The sequence below is a fragment of the Frankia sp. CeTa3Moorea genome (assembly GCF_978021225.1).
This window is the reverse complement of the sequence record NZ_CDXDOR010000096.1, coordinates 1-19,847: the sequence shown is the minus strand read 5'-3', so window position 1 is coordinate 19,847 and position 19,847 is coordinate 1. Positions and strand designations below refer to the sequence as shown.

16 protein-coding genes are annotated in these 19,847 nt (G+C 70.1%); 9 read left to right on the top strand and 7 right to left on the bottom strand.

The window, feature by feature from the left end; genetic code table 11:
- Positions 1-104: 104 nt before the first annotated feature.
- The 3 genes from AC08OV_RS16330 to AC08OV_RS16320 form a co-directional block, all read right to left on the bottom strand.
- Positions 105-2,636: an ABC transporter permease gene (locus AC08OV_RS16330; protein ID WP_476613830.1), complete on the bottom strand. Its 2,532-nt coding sequence runs from the start codon at positions 2,634-2,636 to the stop codon at positions 105-107.
- A gap of 4 nt (positions 2,637-2,640) precedes the next feature.
- Entirely contained in the window at positions 2,641-4,065 is a 1,425-nt protein-coding gene (locus tag AC08OV_RS16325; protein ID WP_476613831.1) for an ABC transporter ATP-binding protein, read from the bottom strand.
- Positions 4,066-4,438: 373 nt separating this feature from the next.
- Entirely contained in the window at positions 4,439-5,350 is a 912-nt protein-coding gene (locus AC08OV_RS16320) for a RecB family exonuclease (protein WP_476613832.1), read from the bottom strand.
- An 85-nt stretch (positions 5,351-5,435) separates the two neighbouring features.
- On the opposite strand from AC08OV_RS16320, the gene AC08OV_RS16315 reads away from it, so the two are divergent.
- On the top strand, positions 5,436-6,683 hold the full coding sequence (locus AC08OV_RS16315) for a zinc metalloprotease (protein WP_476613833.1): 1,248 nt from the start codon (positions 5,436-5,438) through the stop codon (positions 6,681-6,683).
- Complete coding sequence (locus tag AC08OV_RS16310; RefSeq protein ID WP_476613834.1) at positions 6,680-7,696, top strand: tRNA (adenine-N1)-methyltransferase; 1,017 nt, start codon at positions 6,680-6,682, stop codon at positions 7,694-7,696. Before AC08OV_RS16315 ends, AC08OV_RS16310 begins: the two co-directional genes overlap by 4 nt.
- A gap of 93 nt (positions 7,697-7,789) precedes the next feature.
- Here the strand turns inward: AC08OV_RS16310 and AC08OV_RS16305 are convergent, their stop codons facing one another.
- Entirely contained in the window at positions 7,790-8,089 is a 300-nt protein-coding gene (locus AC08OV_RS16305; RefSeq protein ID WP_476619887.1) for a ferredoxin, read from the bottom strand.
- Between the two features lie 143 nt (positions 8,090-8,232).
- Between AC08OV_RS16305 and arc the strand changes: the two genes are divergently transcribed.
- The 5 genes from arc (at position 8,233) to prcA (ending at position 14,234) form a co-directional block, all read left to right on the top strand.
- Complete coding sequence (gene arc, locus AC08OV_RS16300; RefSeq protein ID WP_476613836.1) at positions 8,233-10,038, top strand: proteasome ATPase; 1,806 nt, start codon at positions 8,233-8,235, stop codon at positions 10,036-10,038.
- A gap of 370 nt (positions 10,039-10,408) precedes the next feature.
- A complete protein-coding gene (gene dop, locus AC08OV_RS16295; protein ID WP_476592863.1) occupies positions 10,409-11,926 on the top strand; it encodes a depupylase/deamidase Dop in 1,518 nt (505 codons plus the stop codon).
- Positions 11,927-12,109: 183 nt separating this feature from the next.
- On the top strand, positions 12,110-12,328 hold the full coding sequence (locus AC08OV_RS16290; protein WP_476592864.1) for a ubiquitin-like protein Pup: 219 nt from the start codon (positions 12,110-12,112) through the stop codon (positions 12,326-12,328).
- Positions 12,329-12,685: 357 nt separating this feature from the next.
- Positions 12,686-13,510 (top strand): proteasome subunit beta, encoded by an 825-nt coding sequence (prcB, locus tag AC08OV_RS16285; RefSeq protein ID WP_476613837.1) that lies wholly within the window; start codon positions 12,686-12,688, stop codon positions 13,508-13,510.
- A 1-nt stretch (position 13,511) separates the two neighbouring features.
- Positions 13,512-14,234 (top strand): proteasome subunit alpha, encoded by a 723-nt coding sequence (gene prcA, locus AC08OV_RS16280; protein WP_023841072.1) that lies wholly within the window; start codon positions 13,512-13,514, stop codon positions 14,232-14,234.
- A 1,528-nt stretch (positions 14,235-15,762) separates the two neighbouring features.
- On the opposite strand, the gene AC08OV_RS16275 is transcribed toward prcA, so the two are convergent.
- Entirely contained in the window at positions 15,763-17,112 is a 1,350-nt protein-coding gene (locus AC08OV_RS16275) for a transposase (protein ID WP_476619886.1), read from the bottom strand.
- A 264-nt stretch (positions 17,113-17,376) separates the two neighbouring features.
- On the opposite strand from AC08OV_RS16275, the gene AC08OV_RS16270 reads away from it, so the two are divergent.
- Positions 17,377-17,694 (top strand): group II intron maturase-specific domain-containing protein, encoded by a 318-nt coding sequence (locus tag AC08OV_RS16270; protein WP_476592501.1) that lies wholly within the window; start codon positions 17,377-17,379, stop codon positions 17,692-17,694.
- A 33-nt stretch (positions 17,695-17,727) separates the two neighbouring features.
- On the opposite strand, the gene AC08OV_RS16265 is transcribed toward AC08OV_RS16270, so the two are convergent.
- Together AC08OV_RS16265 and AC08OV_RS16260 are read right to left on the bottom strand one after the other, a co-directional pair.
- Positions 17,728-18,618: a transposase gene (locus tag AC08OV_RS16265; RefSeq protein ID WP_476615979.1), complete on the bottom strand. Its 891-nt coding sequence runs from the start codon at positions 18,616-18,618 to the stop codon at positions 17,728-17,730.
- A 192-nt stretch (positions 18,619-18,810) separates the two neighbouring features.
- Positions 18,811-19,182, bottom strand: coding sequence for a hypothetical protein (locus tag AC08OV_RS16260; RefSeq protein ID WP_476615980.1), 372 nt, complete (start codon positions 19,180-19,182; stop codon positions 18,811-18,813).
- Between the two features lie 53 nt (positions 19,183-19,235).
- On the opposite strand from AC08OV_RS16260, the gene AC08OV_RS16255 reads away from it, so the two are divergent.
- Positions 19,236-19,847: helix-turn-helix domain-containing protein (locus AC08OV_RS16255; protein WP_476619885.1), on the top strand; the 612-nt coding region annotated here is incomplete at its 3' end.

Sequence of the window (19,847 nt, the reverse complement as noted above, 5' to 3'; positions counted from 1 at the left end):
GGGCGAATCCGGGGGAGCAAGGCACGGTTCGCGGGGCCGGGACCGTGCCTTGCTCCCCCAGATTCGCCCGTTCCGGGTGCTGGCCGGTGCTGGTGGGTGCTGGGTCAGACGGCGGAGATGGCGCGCAGGACGTCCATGCGGGCGGCGCGCCGGGCGGGGAAGACGGCGGCGAGCACGCCGAGGATCGCCCCGGTGAGGACCACGAGCAGGATCGTCCGTACCGGGTAGGCGAACGTGCTGATTCCCAGGGAGGCCAGCGCCTTCGTCAGCGCCCAGCCGAAGATGCTCCCGACGACGACGCCCAGCACGGCTCCGAAGACCGAGATGATCATCGATTCAAGGATGACCATCAGCCTCATCTGCGACCGCGTCATGCCGACCGCACGCAGCAGACCGATCTCCCGGGTCCGTTCGATTACCGAGAGCGCCAGGGTGTTGACGATGCCGAACAGCGCGATGACGACTGCCAAGGCCAGCAGCACGTAGATGAACCCGAGCAGCTGGTCGACCTGCTTCTCCTGCTGTGCGACGAACTCGGACTGGTCCCGGACCGCCACGGTGGCGAACGACTTGACCACCGTGGCGATCTCGGCCCGGACCATCGCCGGGTCCGCCCCGCTCGCCCTCTTCACCAGGACAAACAGGTCGAGGTCATCGGTGGAATGCCGGGCGAACTCGCTCGTGGAGATGATCCACTTACCGGCTACCTGGCTCTTCTTGTAGGTGCCCACCAGGGTCAGCTCCGCGCGGCCGTCAGCGAAGGTGACCGGGACCTTCTGCCCCACCCGTAGCTGGTGGTCCGCGGCGGTGGAGTCCTCGGCCAGGATCGTGCCGTCGCCGAGGGCGTGGACGTCACCGGTCACCTCCTTGATGGCCAGCATCTTGACCAGGCCCGCCGGGTCGCCGGCCAGCACCTGGGAGCTCTGCCCGGAGATCTTCACCAGGCCGCCCCGAAGACCCGTGGCGATCTCGATGCCGGGCTTGCCGGCCAGCTCGCGAGCCACCTCACCGCTGAATCCCTGCCCGAAGTTCTGGGGAGTCAGGTAGAAATCGGCGCCGAGGCTGTTCGACACTGTCTCCCGCACCGACTCCTTGATCGACTGTCCGAGCACGGAGAAGGCGCTGACCAGGGCGAGTCCGATCATCAACGCGGAGGCGGTGGAGGCGGTCCGGCGCGGGTTGCGCATCGCGTTCTCCCGGCCGAGCCGGCCGGTGGCCCCGAACATCCTCGCCAACGGTGCGCCGAGGACCCGGATGATCGGTCCGGACAGCAGCGGTGAGAGGGTGGCGACGCCGAGGAAGATCCCCGCCGCGCCCACCCCGACGGCGGTGGCTCCCGGCTTGCCCGCCGAGGCAGTGCCGAGGATCATCAGGACGATGCCGAGCGCGGTGAGCACCGACCCGGCGATCGCCCGGGAGTGCAGCGAGCGGGTCGGCAGTACGTAGGTCTCCCGCATCGCCGCGATCGGTGGTACCGACGCGGCCTTGCGGGCTGGCACGAACGCCGCCGCGGCGGTGATGAGCACACCGACGGTGTAGGCGATCACGACGGTGCGGGAGCGGAAGACCAGCGCACCGCTGGGCAGCTCCACGCCGAACACACCGACGGCGGCGCGCAGCAGCAGCGCGAGCCCCGCGCCGGCCACCAGGCCGGCAGTGGCCCCGGCGAAGCCGACCAGCGCCGCTTCGACCTGCAGGGACATCTGGACCTGACGTTTGCTCGCCCCGATCGCTCGCAGCAGGGCCAGTTCCCGCACCCGTTGGGCGACGAGCATCGTGAAGGTGTTGAAGATGATGAAGGCGCCAACGAAGACCGAGATGGCGGCGAAGATCAGCAGAAAGGTGGAGAAGCCGCTGACGGCGTTCTGCACGGCACTGGCGCTCTCATCCGCCAACTGCCTGCCGGTGATCGCCTCGACACCCGGCGGGAGCGCGGCGGCGACTCGGGCCCGCAGCTCCTCCTGGGTCAGGCCGGGCTCGGCGGCCAGGTGGATCGCGCTGAACCGGTCGGGCGCGAGCAGGACCCGCTGGGCGGTGGCGGTGTCGAACGCGGTGATGGCGGCGCCCCCGAGACTGTCCTGACCGCCGATCCGGAAGGTGCCGACCAGGGTGTATTGCGCGGGCGGACCCTTGGTCTGCACCGAGATCTTTGCCCCGAGCGGCAGGTGGAGCTTCTCCGTGGTCGCCCGGTCGACGACGATCTCCCCGGGGCCGGGCGGGCGACCCTCGGCGATCTCCTCCGCCGAGGTGGGCTGACCCCCGGTCCAGCTGATACCGATCCCCGGTGCACTGTTGGTGTTCGAGGGCTTGCCGGTGGCCGGGTCGACGAGGACGGCCTGGCCGTTGACCTTGCCGACCGCCACCCGCACCCCGTCCACTCCGGCGGCGGTGGGGAGGAGCGAGGCCGGCAGCGGCGGGCGGCCGACGTCGCTCGTCGGGTCGATCGCGTTGACCGAGCGCACGGCGACGCTGACGTTCTTGTTGATGTTGGTGAAGAGGGTGTCGAACGTCCGGTTGAGGGTGTCGGTCAGGACCAGGGTCCCGGTCACGAAGCTCACCCCGGCGACGACCGCCAGCATGGAGAGCACCAGCCGGACCTTGCGGGCCAGCAGGCTCTTGAGGGTGGCGCGCAGCATCGGCTCAGGTCCAGCCCGCCGGCTCCGTGCCATCCGGGTGGTAACTGTCCCGTCCGCCGTCAACACGGCCGGGGCCGTCGACATGGCCGGAGCCGTCAACATGGCCGGGGCGAGGACCGAAACCGCCGGTGCGGCCGGGGTCGGTGGGTGGAGGCCCGCCGCCAGGCCTCGGCACCGGCCGGTGGTGGGAGCGGCCGGAGTGGTACTCCTCACCGTGGCGCGTGCCGCCGACCCGCCTGGAGGCCGGCTGCCCACCGGCGTCGGGCCCGAGGTCCGGGGCGGGGATTGCCTCGAACTGGCCGGTGCGCCGCTCCGGGTAATGGCTCTGATAGGGATCGTGCTCGTCCCGCCCGTAGGTCGGCTGGTCCGGGTAGACCTGGTCTGGGTAGACGTAGTCGTCGTAGCCACCGGCAGGCCCGTAGCGACCGTCGGTGTCGTTATGGTCGTCGCGGTAGCGGGGAGTGCGCCTGTCGGCGTCGTGTTCTTCGAAGCCACCGTCCCGGCCGTCAGCGATCTCGCCGTCGGCCGCCGAGCCGTCCGCGGCGGCGTCGAGGTGCTTCATCCGGTCCAGCACCTCCTCCGCGGTCGGGTTCGCGATCGCGTCAACGAGTCGACCGTCGGCAAGGAAGATCACTTCGTCCGAGTAGGACGCCGCCGTCGCGTCGTGGGTGACCATGACGATTGTCTGCCCGAGTTCGGAGACCGAGTCACGCAGGAACGACAGCACCTCGGCTCCCGACCGGGAGTCGAGGTTGCCGGTCGGCTCGTCGGCGAAGATGATCTCCGGCCGGGTGACCAGTGCCCGCGCGCAGGCAACCCGTTGCTGCTGACCGCCCGAGAGTTCGCTCGGCCGGTGCTTCAACCGCGGTGCGAGACCGACCGCGTCAACGACGGTGCGCATCCAGGCCCGGTCCGGCGAACGCCCGGCGATGCTCAACGGCAGCGTGATGTTCTCGGCCGCGGTCAGCGTGGGCAGCAGGTTGAACTGCTGGAAGATGAACCCGATGCGGTCGCGACGCAACTGGGTCAGTTGCTTGTCGGACAGCCGGGACAGGTCCACATTGCCGATGAAGACCCGTCCCCGGGTGACTGTGTCCAACCCGGCCAGGCAGTGCATCAGCGTCGACTTCCCCGACCCGGACGGCCCCATGATTGCGGTGAATCGGCCGCGGGGGAAGGCCAGGTTGATCTCGCGCAGTGCCGTGACGGTGGTATCACCGGAGCCATAGACCTTCGTCAGCTTGGCGGCGCGGGCCGCGGGTGCGGCGTCCGGTCCGTCTTCTCGCCGGCCGCCCGGGTGCTCGGGAGCCCGGCCGTCGCGGCCGGCACCGTACTCGCCGGGCCGCGACCCGCGGTCCTCCCGGCCGGGCGGGCTGCCCGCGACCGCGCCCCGCTTCCCGCCTCGGGACGATCCGGTCCGTCGGGCCATCGTGATGTCCTCTCCCTCGCGGCGCGCTGTGTCTCTCTCGACACGGTCTCTCTCGACGTCTCTCGACACGGTCTCTCTCGACACGTCGTGCCTGTCCTGCCTGCGCTCGGCCCCGACTGACCTGGGGCGGCCGTTCGGCTACCGTGGTCGATCTCCCCAACGACTGAACGATGATCGGCATCTCGCCGTCGCCGACTGTACCGCTGGCAGCACTGAAGGTCCGATCGATATTACTTTTGGTAATCGGGTGATCTGGAGTGCCCCCGAGGAGGCCCGGTGGAGCCACCGCCTCCGGCGAGCTGAGGATGCCGGCACCGTAAACGGGCTGTCCGCGGGGAACGGGGGCCGGACGGGGCCCGGCCTGAGACCGCCATCAGCCGTCCGCCTCGCAGACGGTGGGGGCGGCCTCGTCGAGCGGCACCATGGATGTCTGCTGCGGTAGCGGTGGTGGGGTGCCGCCGAAGGCTGGGCATCGAGCCTGATGGTCGCACCAGGAACACAGCCTGTTCGGGGTGGCGCGCCAGTCCCCGGTGCGGTGCGCGCGGTCGATCGCCGCCCACAGGGCCTCGATCCGCCGCTCGGTGGCCCGCAGGTCGGCCTCGTCGGGGGTGGCCCGCAGCCAGGTGCGGTCGCCGAGGTAGTACAGCCGCAGCTCGCGCGGGAGCACTCCACGGATCCGCCAGAGCAGCAGGGCGTAGAACTTCATCTGGAACATCGCCGAGCTCTCGAACGCCGGACCGGGCGAGCGGCCGGTCTTGTAGTCGACCACCCGCAGGGCGGGTCCCTGCGCCGTGGTCGCCTCGTCGAGCCGGTCCAGGTAGCCCCGCAGCCGCAGGCCGGAGTCGAGCACGTGCTCGACGTACAGCTCGCGGGCCACCGGCGCCAGCCGTGACGGATCCTCCAGCGCGAAGTACCCGGCGAGCAGTTCGCGGGCCGACTCCAACCACGCCGCCAGTTCGTCGCGGCCACCGAACAGCGCATCGACCGCCGGCTCGCGGGCGCGCACCGTATCCCAGGCCGGCTCGACCAGCTCCCGTGCGGCCTGCAGGGTACGCCGGGACGCCGGGAGATCGAACAGCTTCTCCAGGACCGCGTGCACCACAGTCCCGCGGGTCGCGGCCTCGCTCGGCGGCTCGGGGAGCCGGTCGACGACCCGGAACCGGTAGCGCAACGGACAGTTGACGAAGTCCGCCGCCCGCGACGGTGACAGTGAACCAATCAACGGCCGGGGCGCGGCCGACGCCACCGGTCCCGGGATGGCAGGAGAGCGCTGCGTCGAGGTCATGTCCTGGACCCTAGATCCCCCCACCGACATCTTTGCCACTCGGTCCCGGACGACGGGTCGGAGTATGGTCCGTAGCATCGGATCCATGGCGGATCAGCACGGCGGCGCGGGTTCGGGCGGCGCGGGTTCGAGCGGCGCGGGTTCGGGCGGCGCGGGTTCGAGCGGCGCGGGTTCGAGCGCCCACGGCGGCGCGAGCCCGGCGGGGCAGGCTCCGAGTGAGCGCCCCCCCGGCGTGCTGGTCGGGCGGATCCGCGGCGTTCCCATCGTCATCTCGCCGTTCGCCATCGTCTTTGCCGTCCTCGTCGCCTACCTGCTCTCCGGCTCGATCCGCGACCGGCTGCCGCTGGCGTCCGACGGGCGGATCCTCGCGCTCTCCTCGTTGATCTCTATCGGCTTCCTGGCCTCCCTGCTCGCCCACGAGATCGGTCACGCTCTGACGGCGCTGGCGTTCGGTCACACCGTGCGGTCCGTGACCCTGCACGGCTTCGCCGGGTTCACCGAGTTTGAGCCGGAGCCCCGCAGCGCCGGCCGCGAGTTCCTGATCGCCTTCGTCGGCCCGGCGGTCAACGGGGTGCTGGCCGCCGGCTGTCACCTCGGCCTGCTCGGCCTCGACGACACCAGCGATGCCGGCGCGGTCCTGCACGATCTCAGACTCATCAACATCGCGTTGTTCCTCTTCAACCTGGCACCCGGCCTCCCGCTGGACGGTGGACGGGTGGTCGTCGCCGCGGTGTGGGGCCTGACGCGCGACAAGCTGCGGGGGCTGCGGGCCGGTGCCTACGGCGGGTTCGTCGTCGCCGCCGGCCTGGTCGTCTGGGGTGCGTCGACCTCCGACGGCATCGGCATGGTGTACACCTATGCCCTGGCGGGCTTCCTCGCGTTCGCGGCCTACCAGTCGCTGCGCGCCGCGCAGGTGCGGGAGCGGCTGCCTGGCCTGTGCGCCGGCCGCCTTGCGCGCCGGACGCTGCCCGTCGAGGGTGCCGTCCCGCTGGCGGAGGCGCTGCGGCGAGCCCAGGAGGTCGGCGCCACCGCCGTCGCGGTGATCGACCGTGACGGCAGTCCCCTGAAGATCATGAATGGCTCCGCGGTCGACGCGCTGCCGGAGCATCGGAGACCCTGGATGACCGTGGATGAAGTGAGCCGGGTGATCTCGCCCGGCATGGTCCTCGACGCCGATCTGGAAGGCGAGGCCCTGCTGGCGGCTGTGCAGCGGGTGCCGGCGTCGGAGTACCTCGTGGAGCAGGCGGGCCGCCCGGTCGGCGTGCTCGCGATGGTGGATCTCGTCGCCCATATCGATCCGGCCGCCGCCGCCCGCATGGTGGCGTCCCGGTGAGCGCCCCGCCCGACGAGCCGGTGTCCCCGGGGGAGGTGCCGTCCCTGGCCGGCGGTTACGCTCCGCCCCCGACCGGCGCCGCTCATCGCCGGGGCCTGTTCACCAAGGGCGACCGGGTGCAGCTGACCGATCCCAAGGGGCGCCGGCACACCGTCGTCCTCGAACCGGGCAGGCAGTTTCACACCCACCGGGGAGCCGTCGAGCATGACGCCCTGCTCGGCCGGCCGGAGGGGATCGTCGTCACCAGCACGGGTGGCACCGACTACCTGGCGCTGCGTCCGCTGCTCGTCGACTTCGTGCTGTCCATGCCGCGCGGGGCGACCGTGGTGTACCCCAAGGACGCGGCGCAGATCGTCACCTATGCGGACATCTTCCCGGGCGCCCGGGTGCTGGAGGCCGGCGTCGGGTCCGGGGCGCTGTCGTGCTCGCTGCTGCGTGCCATCGGCGACTCCGGGCGTCTGGTCTCCTACGAGCGGCGCGCGGACTTCGCCGAGATTGCCCGGCGCAACATCGAGGCGTTCTTCGGCGGCCCGCATCCCGCCCACACCGTGCTGGTCGGGGACCTGGCCGAGACAACCGAGCGTGACGTCGACCGGGCCGTCCTCGACATGCTCGCGCCCTGGGAGGTCGTTGACGCCGTCAGCGCGGCGCTGGTGCCCGGCGGGGTGGTCTGTGCCTACGTCGCTACCACCACCCAGCTTTCCCGGATCGTCGAGACGCTACGGGCGCACGGTACGTTCACGGAGCCCGCGGCGTGGGAGTCGATGATGCGGGACTGGCATGTCGAGGGTCTGGCCGTGCGGCCCGGTCACCGCATGGTCGGCCACACCGGTTTCCTGGTGACCGCGCGGCGCCTCGCCGAGGGGGTCACTCCTCCGGTGCGCCGCCGCCGGCCGGCGAAGGGCGCGCCGATCGGCCTCGAGCCCGGGTCCGAGCCCAGCTCCGAGACCGGGTCCGAGACCGACCGGTCCCGGGATGCCGACCCAGGGTCGGCGACGATCCAGCCGATGTGACGTATCCCATGGGGTCCCAGGGGGCAGGCCATTCCCATGGGGTTCCATGGGGCAGGCCGTGGTCGCGAGTGTGCCGGCCGGGCGGGCCAGTCGTCAGCCGACGGGCCCGCCGGCCTCCAGCGTGCCGTCGGGGCGTTCCACGTAGATGCACGTCCCCGGGCACTCGTCGGCCGCATCGACCACCGCGTCGACGAGCGGCAGCGGCACCGGGACGTAGGCGCCGGGCTGCATCTGCAGCTCGCCCGCGCTGTCCTTGACGTAGGCCAGACCGTCGACGTCGAACTCGAAGACGGCGGGAGCGAGCTGCACGCACAGACCGTCACCGGTGCAGGCATCTTGGTCGATCCTTACCCGCAGGTCTGCCGAAACGCCCGGCTTCGCTGGAGTTGCCACAGGGCTCCGATCTTCTGTCAGCATGGCACCGTAACCCGCTGTTTACGGCAAAGCTGGATCGTCCTTGCCCGACCGGCCTGCCAGCGGCGGTCACAACGGTAGTGTGGGTGCGTCCCGGTCAGCACGGGGGAGGTGGAGGCGCAGTGTCCGGTCCCCGTTCGGGCTCTGGCTCCGGTGGGAGCACGGGTCGTCCAGGTGATGCCGAATCACGGCGGTCGGCGTACGAGAAGGAAACACACGAGCTCACGACGCAGGTCGCCTTCCTGGAAGAGGAAGTGACCATGCTGCGGCGTAGGTTGTCCGAATCGCCCAGGCAGCTCAGGGTGCTGGAGGAACGGCTTGCGGAGATCCAGGCGGAGTTGTCGGCTGTCACGGGACAGAACGACAGGCTCGTCGCGACCCTCCGCGAGGCGCGAGACCAGATCGTCACCCTGAAGGAGGAGGTCGACAGGCTCGCGCAGCCGCCCAGCGGCTACGGGATCTTTGTCTCCTCCTACGACGACGGCACCGTCGACGTGTTCACTCAGGGCAGAAAGCTCCGGGTGACCGTGTCGCCGAGCGTCAACATCAGTGATCTCTTGCCCGGCCAGGAGGTCATGCTCAACGAGGCGCTGAACGTGGTCGAGACGCGCGCGTTCGAGCGGCAGGGTGAGATCGTCCTACTCAAAGAGGTCCTCGAGGGCGGGGACCGGGCGCTGGTGCTCGGTCACACCGACGAGGAGCGGGTGGTCATGCTGGCCCAGCCGCTGCTCGACGGACCGATCCGGTCCGGGGACTCGTTGTTGATCGAATCCCGTTCCGGCTACGCCTTCGAGCGGATTCCCAAGTCCGAGGTCGAGGAGCTCGTCCTCGAAGAGGTTCCCGACATCGGCTACGAACAGATCGGCGGCCTGAAGAGCCAGATCGAGTCGATCCGGGACTCGGTCGAGCTGCCGTTCCTGTACAAGGAGCTCTACCGGGAGCATCAGCTCAAGCCACCGAAGGGTGTGCTGCTCTACGGCCCGCCCGGCTGCGGCAAGACGCTGATCGCCAAGGCGGTCGCCAATTCGCTGGCCAAGAAGGTCGAGGCGAAGACCGGCCAGGGCACCGGTCGGGCGTTCTTTCTGAACATCAAGGGTCCCGAGCTGCTCAACAAGTTCGTCGGCGAGACCGAGCGGCAGATCCGGCTGGTGTTCCAGCGGGCGCGCGAGAAGGCGTCCGAGGGGATGCCGGTGATCGTGTTCTTCGACGAGATGGACTCGATCTTCCGGACCCGTGGCTCGGGGGTGTCCTCGGACGTGGAGAACACTATCGTCCCGCAGCTGCTCAGCGAGATCGACGGCGTCGAGCAGCTTGAGAACGTCATCGTGATCGGCGCGTCCAACCGCGAGGACATGATTGATCCGGCGATCCTGCGGCCGGGTCGGCTCGACGTGAAGATCAAGGTAGAGCGGCCCGACGCCGAGGCGGCTCGGGACATCTTCGCCAAGTACGTCGTGCCGGAGCTGCCGCTCTACCCGGATGACCTGGCCGAGTTCGGCGGTAACCGGGAGGCGACCGTTCAGGCCATGATCCAGCGCGTGGTCGAGCGGATGTACGCGGAGAGCGAGGAGAACCGCTTCCTCGAGGTGACCTACGCCAACGGCGACAAGGAGGTCCTGTACTTCAAGGACTTCAACTCCGGTGCGATGATCGAGAACATCGTCGCCCGGGCCAAGAAGATGGCGGTCAAGGAGCACATCGAGGGCGGGCAGAAGGGGCTGCGCATGCAGTACCTGCTCGCCGCCTGCATGGACGAGTTCAAGGAGAACGAGGACCTCCCGAACACGACCAACCCGGACGACTGGGCCCGGATCTCCGGCAAGAAGGGTGAGCGGATCGTCTACATCCGCACGCTTGTCACCGGAACGAAGGGTACCGAGGCCGGCCGTTCGATCGACACGATCGCGAACACCGGCCAGTATCTGTAACGGCCGCTAACCTGTAACGGCCGCTAACCTGTAACGGCCAGTACCTGTAAGGGGCTCGGGGCCCGCCCGACGGCGGGACCCGAGCCAGCGCCGCGGGCCCCGGGGCCGTTTGGCCCCGGGGCCCGCGGCGATGCTCTGGGTGGCGCTGCTCTGGGTGGCATCGCGGCGGTGCTCTGGGCATTGCGGCACTGGCACCCCTGGGTGTATCCCCCCGCCCGCATCCTCGGTGAACGCCGGTCGGTCGGACTACCGTGCCGCCACCGAATTCTGACGATAGGCGTGGCAGCGGACGTGTCATCCCGAGCGGCCCAGAGCAAACAAGGCAGACGTCCGGCCAACCGGCCGCCCGTGCAGCACCTACGCTTGCAGAGTGAGCGCGCGCCGGATCATGGGGATCGAGACCGAGTACGGCGTATCGGTGCCCGGTCAGCCGAACACCAATCAGATGTTGGCCTCGTCGTTGGTGGTGAACTCGTATGCCAGTCGAACGTCGGCGTCGGGCAGCCGCGCCCGGTGGGACTTCGAGGAGGAGTCACCGCTGCGCGACGCCCGGGGCTTCGAACTGCCCCGCGAGCCGGCGGTCGATCCGAGCGCCCCGGCCAACGAGGACGATCTCGGCCTGGCCAACGTCATCCTGACCAGTGGGGCGCGGCTCTATGTCGATCATGCGCACCCGGAGTTCTCCTCGCCCGAGGTCACCAACCCTCGCGACGTCGTGCTGTGGGACAAGGCCGGGGAGCGGGTGATGGCCGAGGCCGCCCGCCGGGCGTTGTCTGTGCCCGGCTCCAAGCCGGTCTACCTCTACAAGAACAACACCGACAACAAGGGCGTCTCGTACGGATGCCATGAGAACTACCTGATGGCACGGTCGACGCCCTTCGGGGAGATCGTCCGCAACCTCACCCCGTTCTTCGTCTCCCGTCAGGTCGTCTGCGGGGCCGGGCGGGTCGGGATCGGCATCGACGGCCGAGAGCCGGGGTTCCAGATCAGCCAGCGGGCCGACTTCTTCGAGGTCGAGGTGGGGCTCGAGACCACGCTGAAGCGGCCCATCATCAACACCCGGGACGAGCCGCACGCCGACCCGGAGAAGTACCGCAGGCTGCACGTCATCATCGGCGACGCGAACATGAGCGAGGTCGCCACCTACCTGAAGGTGGGAACGACCTCCCTGGTCCTCGCGATGATCGAGGACGGCTGGTTCACCGCGGACCTGTCGGTGGACGGGCCCGTGGCGGCGCTGCGGGCGATCTCGCACGATCCGTCCCTCAAGCATCTGGTGACTCTGCGCGACGGTCGTCGGATGACCGCGGTGCAACTGCAGATGGAGTACTTCGAGCAGGCCCGCAAGTACGTCGAGGACCGGTTCGGTGCCGACGTCGACGGCCAGACCGCCGACATGCTCTCCCGCTGGGAGTCGATCCTTGGCCGCCTCGAGGTCGACCCGATGAGCTGCGTCCGCGAGCTCGACTGGGTCGCGAAGCTGTCGATCCTGGAGGGCTACCGGTCGCGGGACGGCCTGGCCTGGGACTCGCCGCGGCTGGAGCTCGTCGACCTGCAGTACCACGACGTCCGTCCGGACAAGGGCCTCTACAACCGCCTGGTGGCCCGGGGCCGGTTCGATCTCGTCGTCAGCGAGGAGGAGGTCACCCGGGCGATGACCGAGCCTCCCGAGGACACCCGCGCCTTCTTCCGGGGCCGCTGCCTCGCGCTCTACCCGCAGCAGGTCGCCGCCGCGTCCTGGGACTCGGTCATCTTCGACATCGGTCGGGACTCGCTGCAGCGGGTGCCGACGCTGGAGCCGCTGCGCGGCACGAAGGCGCACGTGGGCGAGCTGCTCACCCGCTGCCCCACGGCGAGTGATCTGGTGGACGCGCTCGCCGGCCGCTGAGAGCCGGCGCCGATCCCGGTCGGGAGAGCCGGCGCCGGATCCCTGGCAGGGGGTTCACGTTGCGCCCTGGGCGGACGTCGCGACGGAACGGCCGGTTCGTGATGGAGTGGACCTCTCACCGATCGAACGGATGGTGTCGGTGGGGCGGGATAGTGTCGCGCCAGGCGATCGAAGGAGGGCTTCATGGCCACCAGGGACAGCGGCGGCGGGCAGCAACACGCGGACCGTCGGGCGGAGGAGATCGACGACGTCGCGACCGAGGACACGAGTGCCTCCGACCTCAAGGAGCGGCACGAGAAGCTCTCCGAGGACGTCGATTCCCTGCTCGACGAGATCGACGACGTCCTAGAGGAGAACGCCGAGGAGTTCGTGAAGGGCTATGTCCAGAAGGGCGGCCAGTAACGGCGGTCCGTAGCCGGCGGTCCGTAGCCGGCCGTCCGGTAACCGGCGGGCCGGTAGCCAGTGGTATCGGGCGTCGTGGATGACGCCCGGCGGTGGTAGCTCTGGCGGGGTCGACGCCGCCGGGTGAGGCCGCGTGCCGCGGGGGCCCGGCGCCGCACCGCCCGCGTGCCCCGGCGCAGGTCGGCGGGCCGCGCGCGCGGCCGTGACCGCCTTCCCTGCTGACTCGTTCGACCGGCCTGCCCGCCCGCTTCGGGGGGCGATAGCCCTATGTTGTGCTTCATCTGTAACGTCGGGCCGGGAGCCTCGGGGACGCCCCGGGCGCGCGGCTCACGTGACCGACTATCGGAAGGGGGATGCGTGGCTGATCCATTGGGGGCCGCCGGGCGCCTACCGGCTGTGTTCATGACGCCGGGAACATCGTCGTTCGCCGATTTCCTGTCGCGGTCGGCGCCGCACCTGCTGCCGGGGGCCCGGGGTGGCCTGCCGGGGCCGGTCACCGAGGTGGCGCACGGCACGACGATCGTGGCGGTGGCGTTTCCCGGTGGCGTGATCATGGCCGGTGACCGGCGCGCGACACAGGGGCACATGATCGCTCAGCGGGACGTCGAGAAGGTCCATCACGCCGACGACTACTCCTGTGTGGGGTATGCCGGCACTGCCGGGGTCGGCGCCGAGCTGATCCGGCTGTTCCAGGTGGAGCTGGAGCACTACGAGAAGATCGAGGGGTCGACGCTGAGCCTGGACGCGAAGGCCAACCGGCTGGCGGCCATGGTCAAGGGAAACCTGCCGATGGCCCTGCAGGGCCTCGCCGTCGTCCCGCTGTTCGCCGGGTACGACCTCGACACGGGCAAGGGGCGGATCTTCTCCTACGACATCGCGGCGGCGAAGTCGGAGGAGCGCACGTACGAGTCGATCGGTTCGGGCTCGGTGTTCGCGAAGGGTTCGCTGAAGAAGCGGTTCCGGTCCGATCTCAGCCAGGACGACGCCGTCCGGATCAGCGTCGAGGCCCTCTACGACGCCGCCGACGACGACTCGGCGACCGGCGGGCCGGACGTAATCCGCAAGCTGTACCCGATCGTCGCGGTCGTGACGGCGGACGGCTACCGTCGCTATGCCGACGATGAGATAGAACCAGTGGTGACGGCCATCATCGCGGACCGTTCGACGAACTCGGGAGGCTGACGTGACCATGCCGTTCGGATACGCGAGCCCCGAACAGCAGGTCCGCGACAAGTCCGAGTACGCGCGCAAGGGCATCGCGCGGGGTCGCAGCGTCGTCGTCCTCACCTACGAGAACGGGATCCTGTTCGTCGCCGAGAATCCGTCGGCGACCCTGCACAAGATCAGTGAGATCTACGACCGCATCGCGTTCGCCGCGGTCGGCAAGTACAACGAGTTCGAGAATCTGCGGACGGCGGGCATCCGTCTCATGGACTCGCGTGGCTACATGTACGACCGGCGTGACGTGACCAGCCGCGCGCTCGCCAACGCCTACGCGCAGACCCTCGGTGCGATCTTCAGCGAGAGCGTCAAGCCCTACGAGGTCGAGATCGTCGTCGCCGAGGTCGGCACCTCGATCGCCGACGACCAGATCTACCGGCTGACCTATGACGGGTCGATCGCCGACGAGCGGGGCTTCGTCGCGATCGGTGGCGCCTCCGAGCAGGTCACGACGTCACTGAAGGAGCATCACCGGGACGGCCAGCCGCTCGCCGAGGCGCTGCGCGTCGCGGTGCAGGCCCTGACCGTCGGGGTGCCCCCGGGCCTGCCGCAGAACGGCGAGCGGGTCCTCGCGGCCGCCAACCTGGAGGTCGGCATGCTGGACCGGACCCGGACCCGACGGATGTTCAAGCGGATCGTGGGCCCGGCGCTCGAGGGGCTGCTTGCGCAGACCTCGGCCACCTGACCCCGGCCACCCGACCGGCCCACCGTGTTCGCCGGCCATCGGTCGGTTCCTGGCGGGCCGCGATGTCCACCGGGGGAGGACTCCCCGAGCCCCGGGATGCCGAGCTCCGCGTGGCATCCCGGGGCTCGAGTCTCACCCGCCCCACCCTCTCTCTGATCATGCCCTTGACCTGGGTGAATGTGGTTCACGATCTATCGCTTGAGATTCAGCACCGTGGAACGGTGCTGGTCAGGGCGTCGACAGCTGGTTCGAGCCCCGTCTGGACGACCATGTCGCCGGCATGCGAACCGCATCCGACTCGTCGATGGGCTGGGTTGGCGACTTTGGCGATGACGCATGTTGTAGATGACGCATGTTGTAACTGAGTCGGCACCAGGGGTGTGAGGCGGGCGCAGACGTGCTGCTGATCCCGACCCGGGACCATGCCTGGGCGTTACTGGCCCTGGTCGAGCCGGACGAGCGGGGCGAGTGTGGGCCGCGTGGGTGACAGCGCGGCTCGCGGGGACGGGACGGGGTCAGCCGGGTGCTGGGCTGGGGCTCCAGGTGGGTTCCGGTGAACAGGCCGAGGATCGCGGGGACCGTGGTCAGGGCGTTCTGGCCGCTTTTGCGGGCGGAGCGGACGTAGCTGGCGAGCGTCAGCCGGGCGGTGGTGACCTTTTCGGAGGTGAACCGGCCGGAGATGCGCTGTTGGGTTTTGCTGGGCCGTAGGTCGCGTTCGCTGAGATTGTTTCGTCGGGGGGATCCGCAGGTCGATGGTGAACCGCAGGACGTCGTCCTCGCGGTCGCGCAGGCATTCGAGCAGGCAGCGGTCGGGGGGTTGGCGGGTGGTGCGGGCCGGGCCGTCGGCAGGCGGGACCTGGGCCAGGCCGACGCGGACCGCGGCGCGGAACTCGGCGGCCGGCCCGGTGGTGAGCCGGGCCGGGACCGGGCCGGCCGGGACGAGGCCGGCCGCCAGCGCCGCGTCGCGGGTGGTGCCGCAGGCGGCGACCAGTTCGCGCAGACGCGACCAGCCACAGCAAGATCTACTACATGCGGCGAGATCTACATGCCACCTGAATGCTTGCAACGCCGGCTGGGTGAAACGTGGGCACCGGCCCCGGCTCCGCCGCGTTCGCGGGTGGAGCCGGGGCCGCTGGTGGAACGCGACGACCCGGAACTGGATATGAATGTCGCGGTGGCCTGCCGAATGCTGGGCGTTTCCCGGTCGGGCTGTTACGACTGGCTGGGCCGACCACCGTCGCTGCGGGACTATGAGAACGAACTGCTGACGAAAGAACGTGAACCCGGTCAGGCCCCACGCAGCGGCGAGCGTGGGCGTCGGGAACCCGGCGAGCGGCAGCACGACGGCCACGCAGGCCAGTGGGACGCCTGGCAGCGGCCGGCCGGAGCCGAGGCGGGCGGCCAGGGACGCGGTCGCCAGCCCGCCGAACACCGCCCCGCCGGCTTCGGCGGCGGGGCGCGCTCGGACTGTCCCGCGGCTGGGTGCGTTACTCCTGCGGTCGCCCCGCGCCAGAGCGGCTCTTCGAAGTTAAGCGGGGTTGAGGCATCTGCGGGTTCGGCGGGTGGTTGCGCAGCGTGTTCGTAGCCGCTGGTTTTCGGGGTTGCGGTAGCCGAAGGCGTTGCGGGCGTCGAGCTTGATGACCCGGTTGTGGCCCTCGCTGGCGGCGTTGGTGATGCCGCTGTGCAGGAACGCCTCGATGCGGGTCCACCAGGTGCTGATCGTGGTGGCGAGGCGTTCGAGTTCGGGGACGGCGGCGTCGGCGCACCAGGTGTAGAACCTGGTGGGCCGGTGGGCGATCACCGTGCGGGCGGGGTGGGTGCGGGCGAGCGTGAGCAGCGCGCGTAGTTCTTCCTTGGCGATCCAGGCGGTCAGGATCGTCTGGCCGGGTTCGCCGAGGTCGACGAGGGTGTTCCACGGTTTCGTCAGCTGGCGGTCGGTGAGGTTCTCGCGGTTGCGGGTCAGCAGGTTACGGATCTTCCATTCGGGGTCGGTGTCGCGGCCGCGGCGGCCCCGTAGCTGGGTGGTGACCCGGCGGCGGGCCTCTGTGACGGCGTCGTGCGCGAGTTTCACGACGTGGAAGTGGTCGACGACCAGGGTGGCGCCCGGCAGGTAGCGGCGGACCGCGGCGACGAACACCGTGCACATGTCGATCGCCACGTGGGTGATCCGGTCGCGCCAGGACGGTGTCTGGCTGGCCAGCCAGTACGCGACGTCGTCGGCGGTGCGGCCCTCGACCTGGCCGAGCATGCCCTGCCCGCCGGCCAGGTCGGTGAATCCGACATGCCACCGGTCGGCGAGCACCCGGGCCTTCGCCGGCTCGCCACCCGCCGGGTCGGGCTCGACGGTCTCGGCGGGGCCGCCGCCAGCGGGTTCGGGGGACGCCGGTGTGGGAACGGGGTCCGCGGGCCGCCAGCGCGGCCGGCCTCGGCGGGTCTCGTCGATCCCGAGCATGTCCACCGGCGGTGAGGCGGTGTCGGTCAACGGCGCGGCCACGTCGCGCGCCGCGTCCATGACCGTCGGCCAGGACAGCGCAAGGTGCCGCGCGCTGGCTACCACCGTCGCGTGGATCCCGTCGACCACGAGCCGGCCGGCCTGCTCGCGTAGCCGGGTCGTCAACCGTGCCCGCGCCGGCACCGCCGGCAGCGACTCGGTGAACGACCGCTTCGCGCACGGTGGCTCCTGGCAGTACCAGCGGCGTTTAACCCACACCAGTCGCAGGGGGGACGGGCCGTAGCGCAGGTCACGCGGCCGAGTGGTCACGACGCCCTTGACCCTGCGCGTGAACACCCCGCAACCCGGGCACGCCCGCGCCGTCTCGTCCGCGGTCGCAAGCCACACCTGCCGTGTCCTGTCCGCGAGCATCTCGACGCGCGACACCGTCAGACCATCGATGTCGAGCAACCGCGTCGCGTCATTCGTATGATCGTCCAAGCCCGTAGCTCCGTGGCCTCTCGGTTGCGTCAGGAACAACCAAGATCGCCAGGGGTTGCGGGCGATTCATGTCACGACACGAGGCATGCCACATCAGGTCACAGCAGGCCACGTCAAGCCAACATTACGCACAGTTACCAAACTGGTTGGGGTCTCACGCCCACCCCCGGTTAACTTCGAAGACCCCTCTTCGCCTCGTTCCAGCCCGCGATCAGCAGGCAGGCCCTGACCACGCTCGGCCGGCAGGTCCGCCGCTGGCGCCTGCACCGCCGCAGCGACGTCACGCTCGCCGACCTCGCCCGGACGATCAACCCGGTCGTCCGGGGTTGGATGGCGTACTACGGGGCGTTCTACCGCTCCGCGCTGTCCGTTCTCTTCACGCGCATCAACTCCTACCTGGTGCGTTGGATCCGCAAGAAGTACAAGCGGCTGCGACCCGTGAGGAAGGCATCCGCCGCCTGGCAACGAGCAGTCACGGGCTCCCCGGGCCTGTTCGCGCACTGGCGGTGGGTCCCGACCTTCCGGTGACCAGGATGGCAGGAGCCGTGTGACGGGAGACCGTCACGCACGGTTCTGCGAGAGCCGGGAGGTGAAACCCCTCCCGGCTACTCGACCCTGGGTGGGAGGGTCGCAGGTTTCGGTGAGGTGGACCTTGTAGCCGTACCAGAACAGGTCGTCGCCCTTGGCCGCCCACCGCGCATCCGGGTCGTAGGGGGAAGCCAAGCGACGATGTCCAGGCGGGACGCCCTGCTTGTCGGCGTCCCGCTTCACGATCACCTCCCGTCCCCGGGGATCGGTGGACAGGTAGTAGGTCTGCACCAGCATCTGCCGCAGGAACGCCACCGCGGGGATCTCGCTCAGCCAGCCGGGAGCGGTGGGTGCGGCGACCGCCCGGCACAGTGCGAGCGCGTCCTGGCAGAACACCACCGCGAGGGCCTCCAACGCCGCCCGCACGCTCTCCCCGGCGAGTTCGGTCCGGTTCAGGTCCCGGACCGCGCTGATCACATGGGTGGAATCGGTGCGCGCTCTGCCACCGGCGCCGATCAGGCCCCGCTCACGGCAGGCCTCCACGAACCGGTCGAAGACCACCCGTTCCAGGCCGTGGTCGGCCAGCCGGGCCCGGGACCGGGACAGCACGGTCGCATCGAAGCCGGTATCGGTCAGTTCCGCGCCGAGCGCATATTTCCAGTCGATCGCACGGACCGCCATCGCCGCGGCCTGGCGGTCGGTCAGGTTCTCGGTGAACTGCAGCACCGTGACCAGCGACAGCACCGCCGGTGGCAGACCCGGCGCACCGCGGCGACCGAACGCGGCGGTGAACGGCTCATCGACGAACACCTCCGCGAGGCGGTCCCGTAGCCGCATCGCCACCGTCCCCCGCGGGAACGCCGCCCGCGCGACCGCCACGGTCCGCGCCGGGATCTCGGGCAGCCCCTTCGGCTGCAACGACATGTGCCCCACCTCCCGCGGCCCGCGAGGCGACCCGGACCGCACAGGAGATCATGCCGCACCCACGACACCCATCCGAATTAAGCAGCAGAGTCCTTCAGTTGGGCACGCTTAGTCACGCTAAGTGGTTAGGGCTGGAAGTTCCTCGGGGGTCGATGATTGCCTGGTCCGGTGGCTCCCGGTGGCTCCCGGTGGCTACTCGCTCTCGGCCGCGAGGTGGACGGTGCAGGCGGTGTCGAGGGCGTCCTGGGGGGTGCCGGTGGTGTGGCCGGTGAGCAGGGTGGCTTCCTGATAGCGTTCGTGCGCGGCAGAGTAGATCGCGAAGCCGAACGAGTGCGCTGACCCGCCGTAGCGCAGCCGGCACAGCGGGATCTCGTCCCCGTCGGTGGGCACCCCGGCGACGTAGGCGAACGCGCCGCGGTAGGTGACTTCGGTCCGGGCGAGCTGGGGCCAGTGTTCCTTGGCATGCAGGAGCAGCCGGAGCCGGATCGAGGTTTTCGTGGACTCCGGGATCGCCGCCATGGCCCGCCAGTCTGCCGCACCGGCGGGCCCGGTCGCTACGATCATCGGCTTGCGCGCCTGCCCCTGCCCCGGAGTGTGTGATGCCGTTACCGTGCGCGGTGCCCGTCGTGCTGGCCGCGAGCGTGCGGGTCCGGCTGAAGAAACGCGCCGACGGGCACAGGACGCCCTACCGAGACCGGCAGCGGGCCGCGATCGTGCTGTACGCGGCCCGGGGCTGGCCGAACGCCCGGATCGCCAGGCGCCTCGGGGTGGCCGTGGACACCGTCCGGCTGTGGCGCGGCCGGTTCGCCGAGCACGGCCTCGAAGGGCTGGCCGGTCTGCCCCGGACCGGCCGGCCGCGGCGGATCAGCGAGCTCGAACGCGCCGAGGTCGTCGCGCTGGCCTGCCAGCTGCCCGCCGAGACCGCGGTGCCGCTGGCCCGGTGGAGCTGCCCGGAACTGGCCGCCGAGCTTGAACGGCGCGGCCTGACCGGGCCGGTCTCGGCCTCCAGCGTGCGGCGGATCCTCGCCGAGCATCCCGTCAAACCCTGGCGCTACCAGTCGTGGATCTTCCCCCGGGATCCGGGCTTCGCCGCGCAGGCGACCGTGGTCCTCGACCTCTATCAGGGCTTCTACCAGGGCGAACGACTCAACCCGCACGACCGGGTGATCTCCATCGACGCGAAGCCGTCGATCCAGGTACGCGCCCGGGTCCACCCCACGGCCCCACCC

Excerpts from the sequence above, each read along its gene's own strand:
- AC08OV_RS16325 (WP_476613831.1), bottom strand. The coding sequence starts at position 4,065 with ATGGCCCGACGGACCGGATCGTCCCGAGGCGGGAAGCGGGGCGCGGTC.
- AC08OV_RS16290 (WP_476592864.1), top strand. The coding sequence starts at position 12,110 with ATGGCCACCAGGGACAGCGGCGGCGGGCAGCAACACGCGGACCGTCGG.
- AC08OV_RS16320 (WP_476613832.1), bottom strand. The coding sequence starts at position 5,350 with ATGACCTCGACGCAGCGCTCTCCTGCCATCCCGGGACCGGTGGCGTCG.
- AC08OV_RS16330 (WP_476613830.1), bottom strand. The coding sequence starts at position 2,636 with ATGCTGCGCGCCACCCTCAAGAGCCTGCTGGCCCGCAAGGTCCGGCTG.
- AC08OV_RS16315 (WP_476613833.1), top strand. The coding sequence starts at position 5,436 with ATGGCGGATCAGCACGGCGGCGCGGGTTCGGGCGGCGCGGGTTCGAGC.
- AC08OV_RS16260 (WP_476615980.1), bottom strand. The coding sequence starts at position 19,182 with ATGATCGTAGCGACCGGGCCCGCCGGTGCGGCAGACTGGCGGGCCATG.
- AC08OV_RS16265 (WP_476615979.1), bottom strand. The coding sequence starts at position 18,618 with ATGTCGTTGCAGCCGAAGGGGCTGCCCGAGATCCCGGCGCGGACCGTG.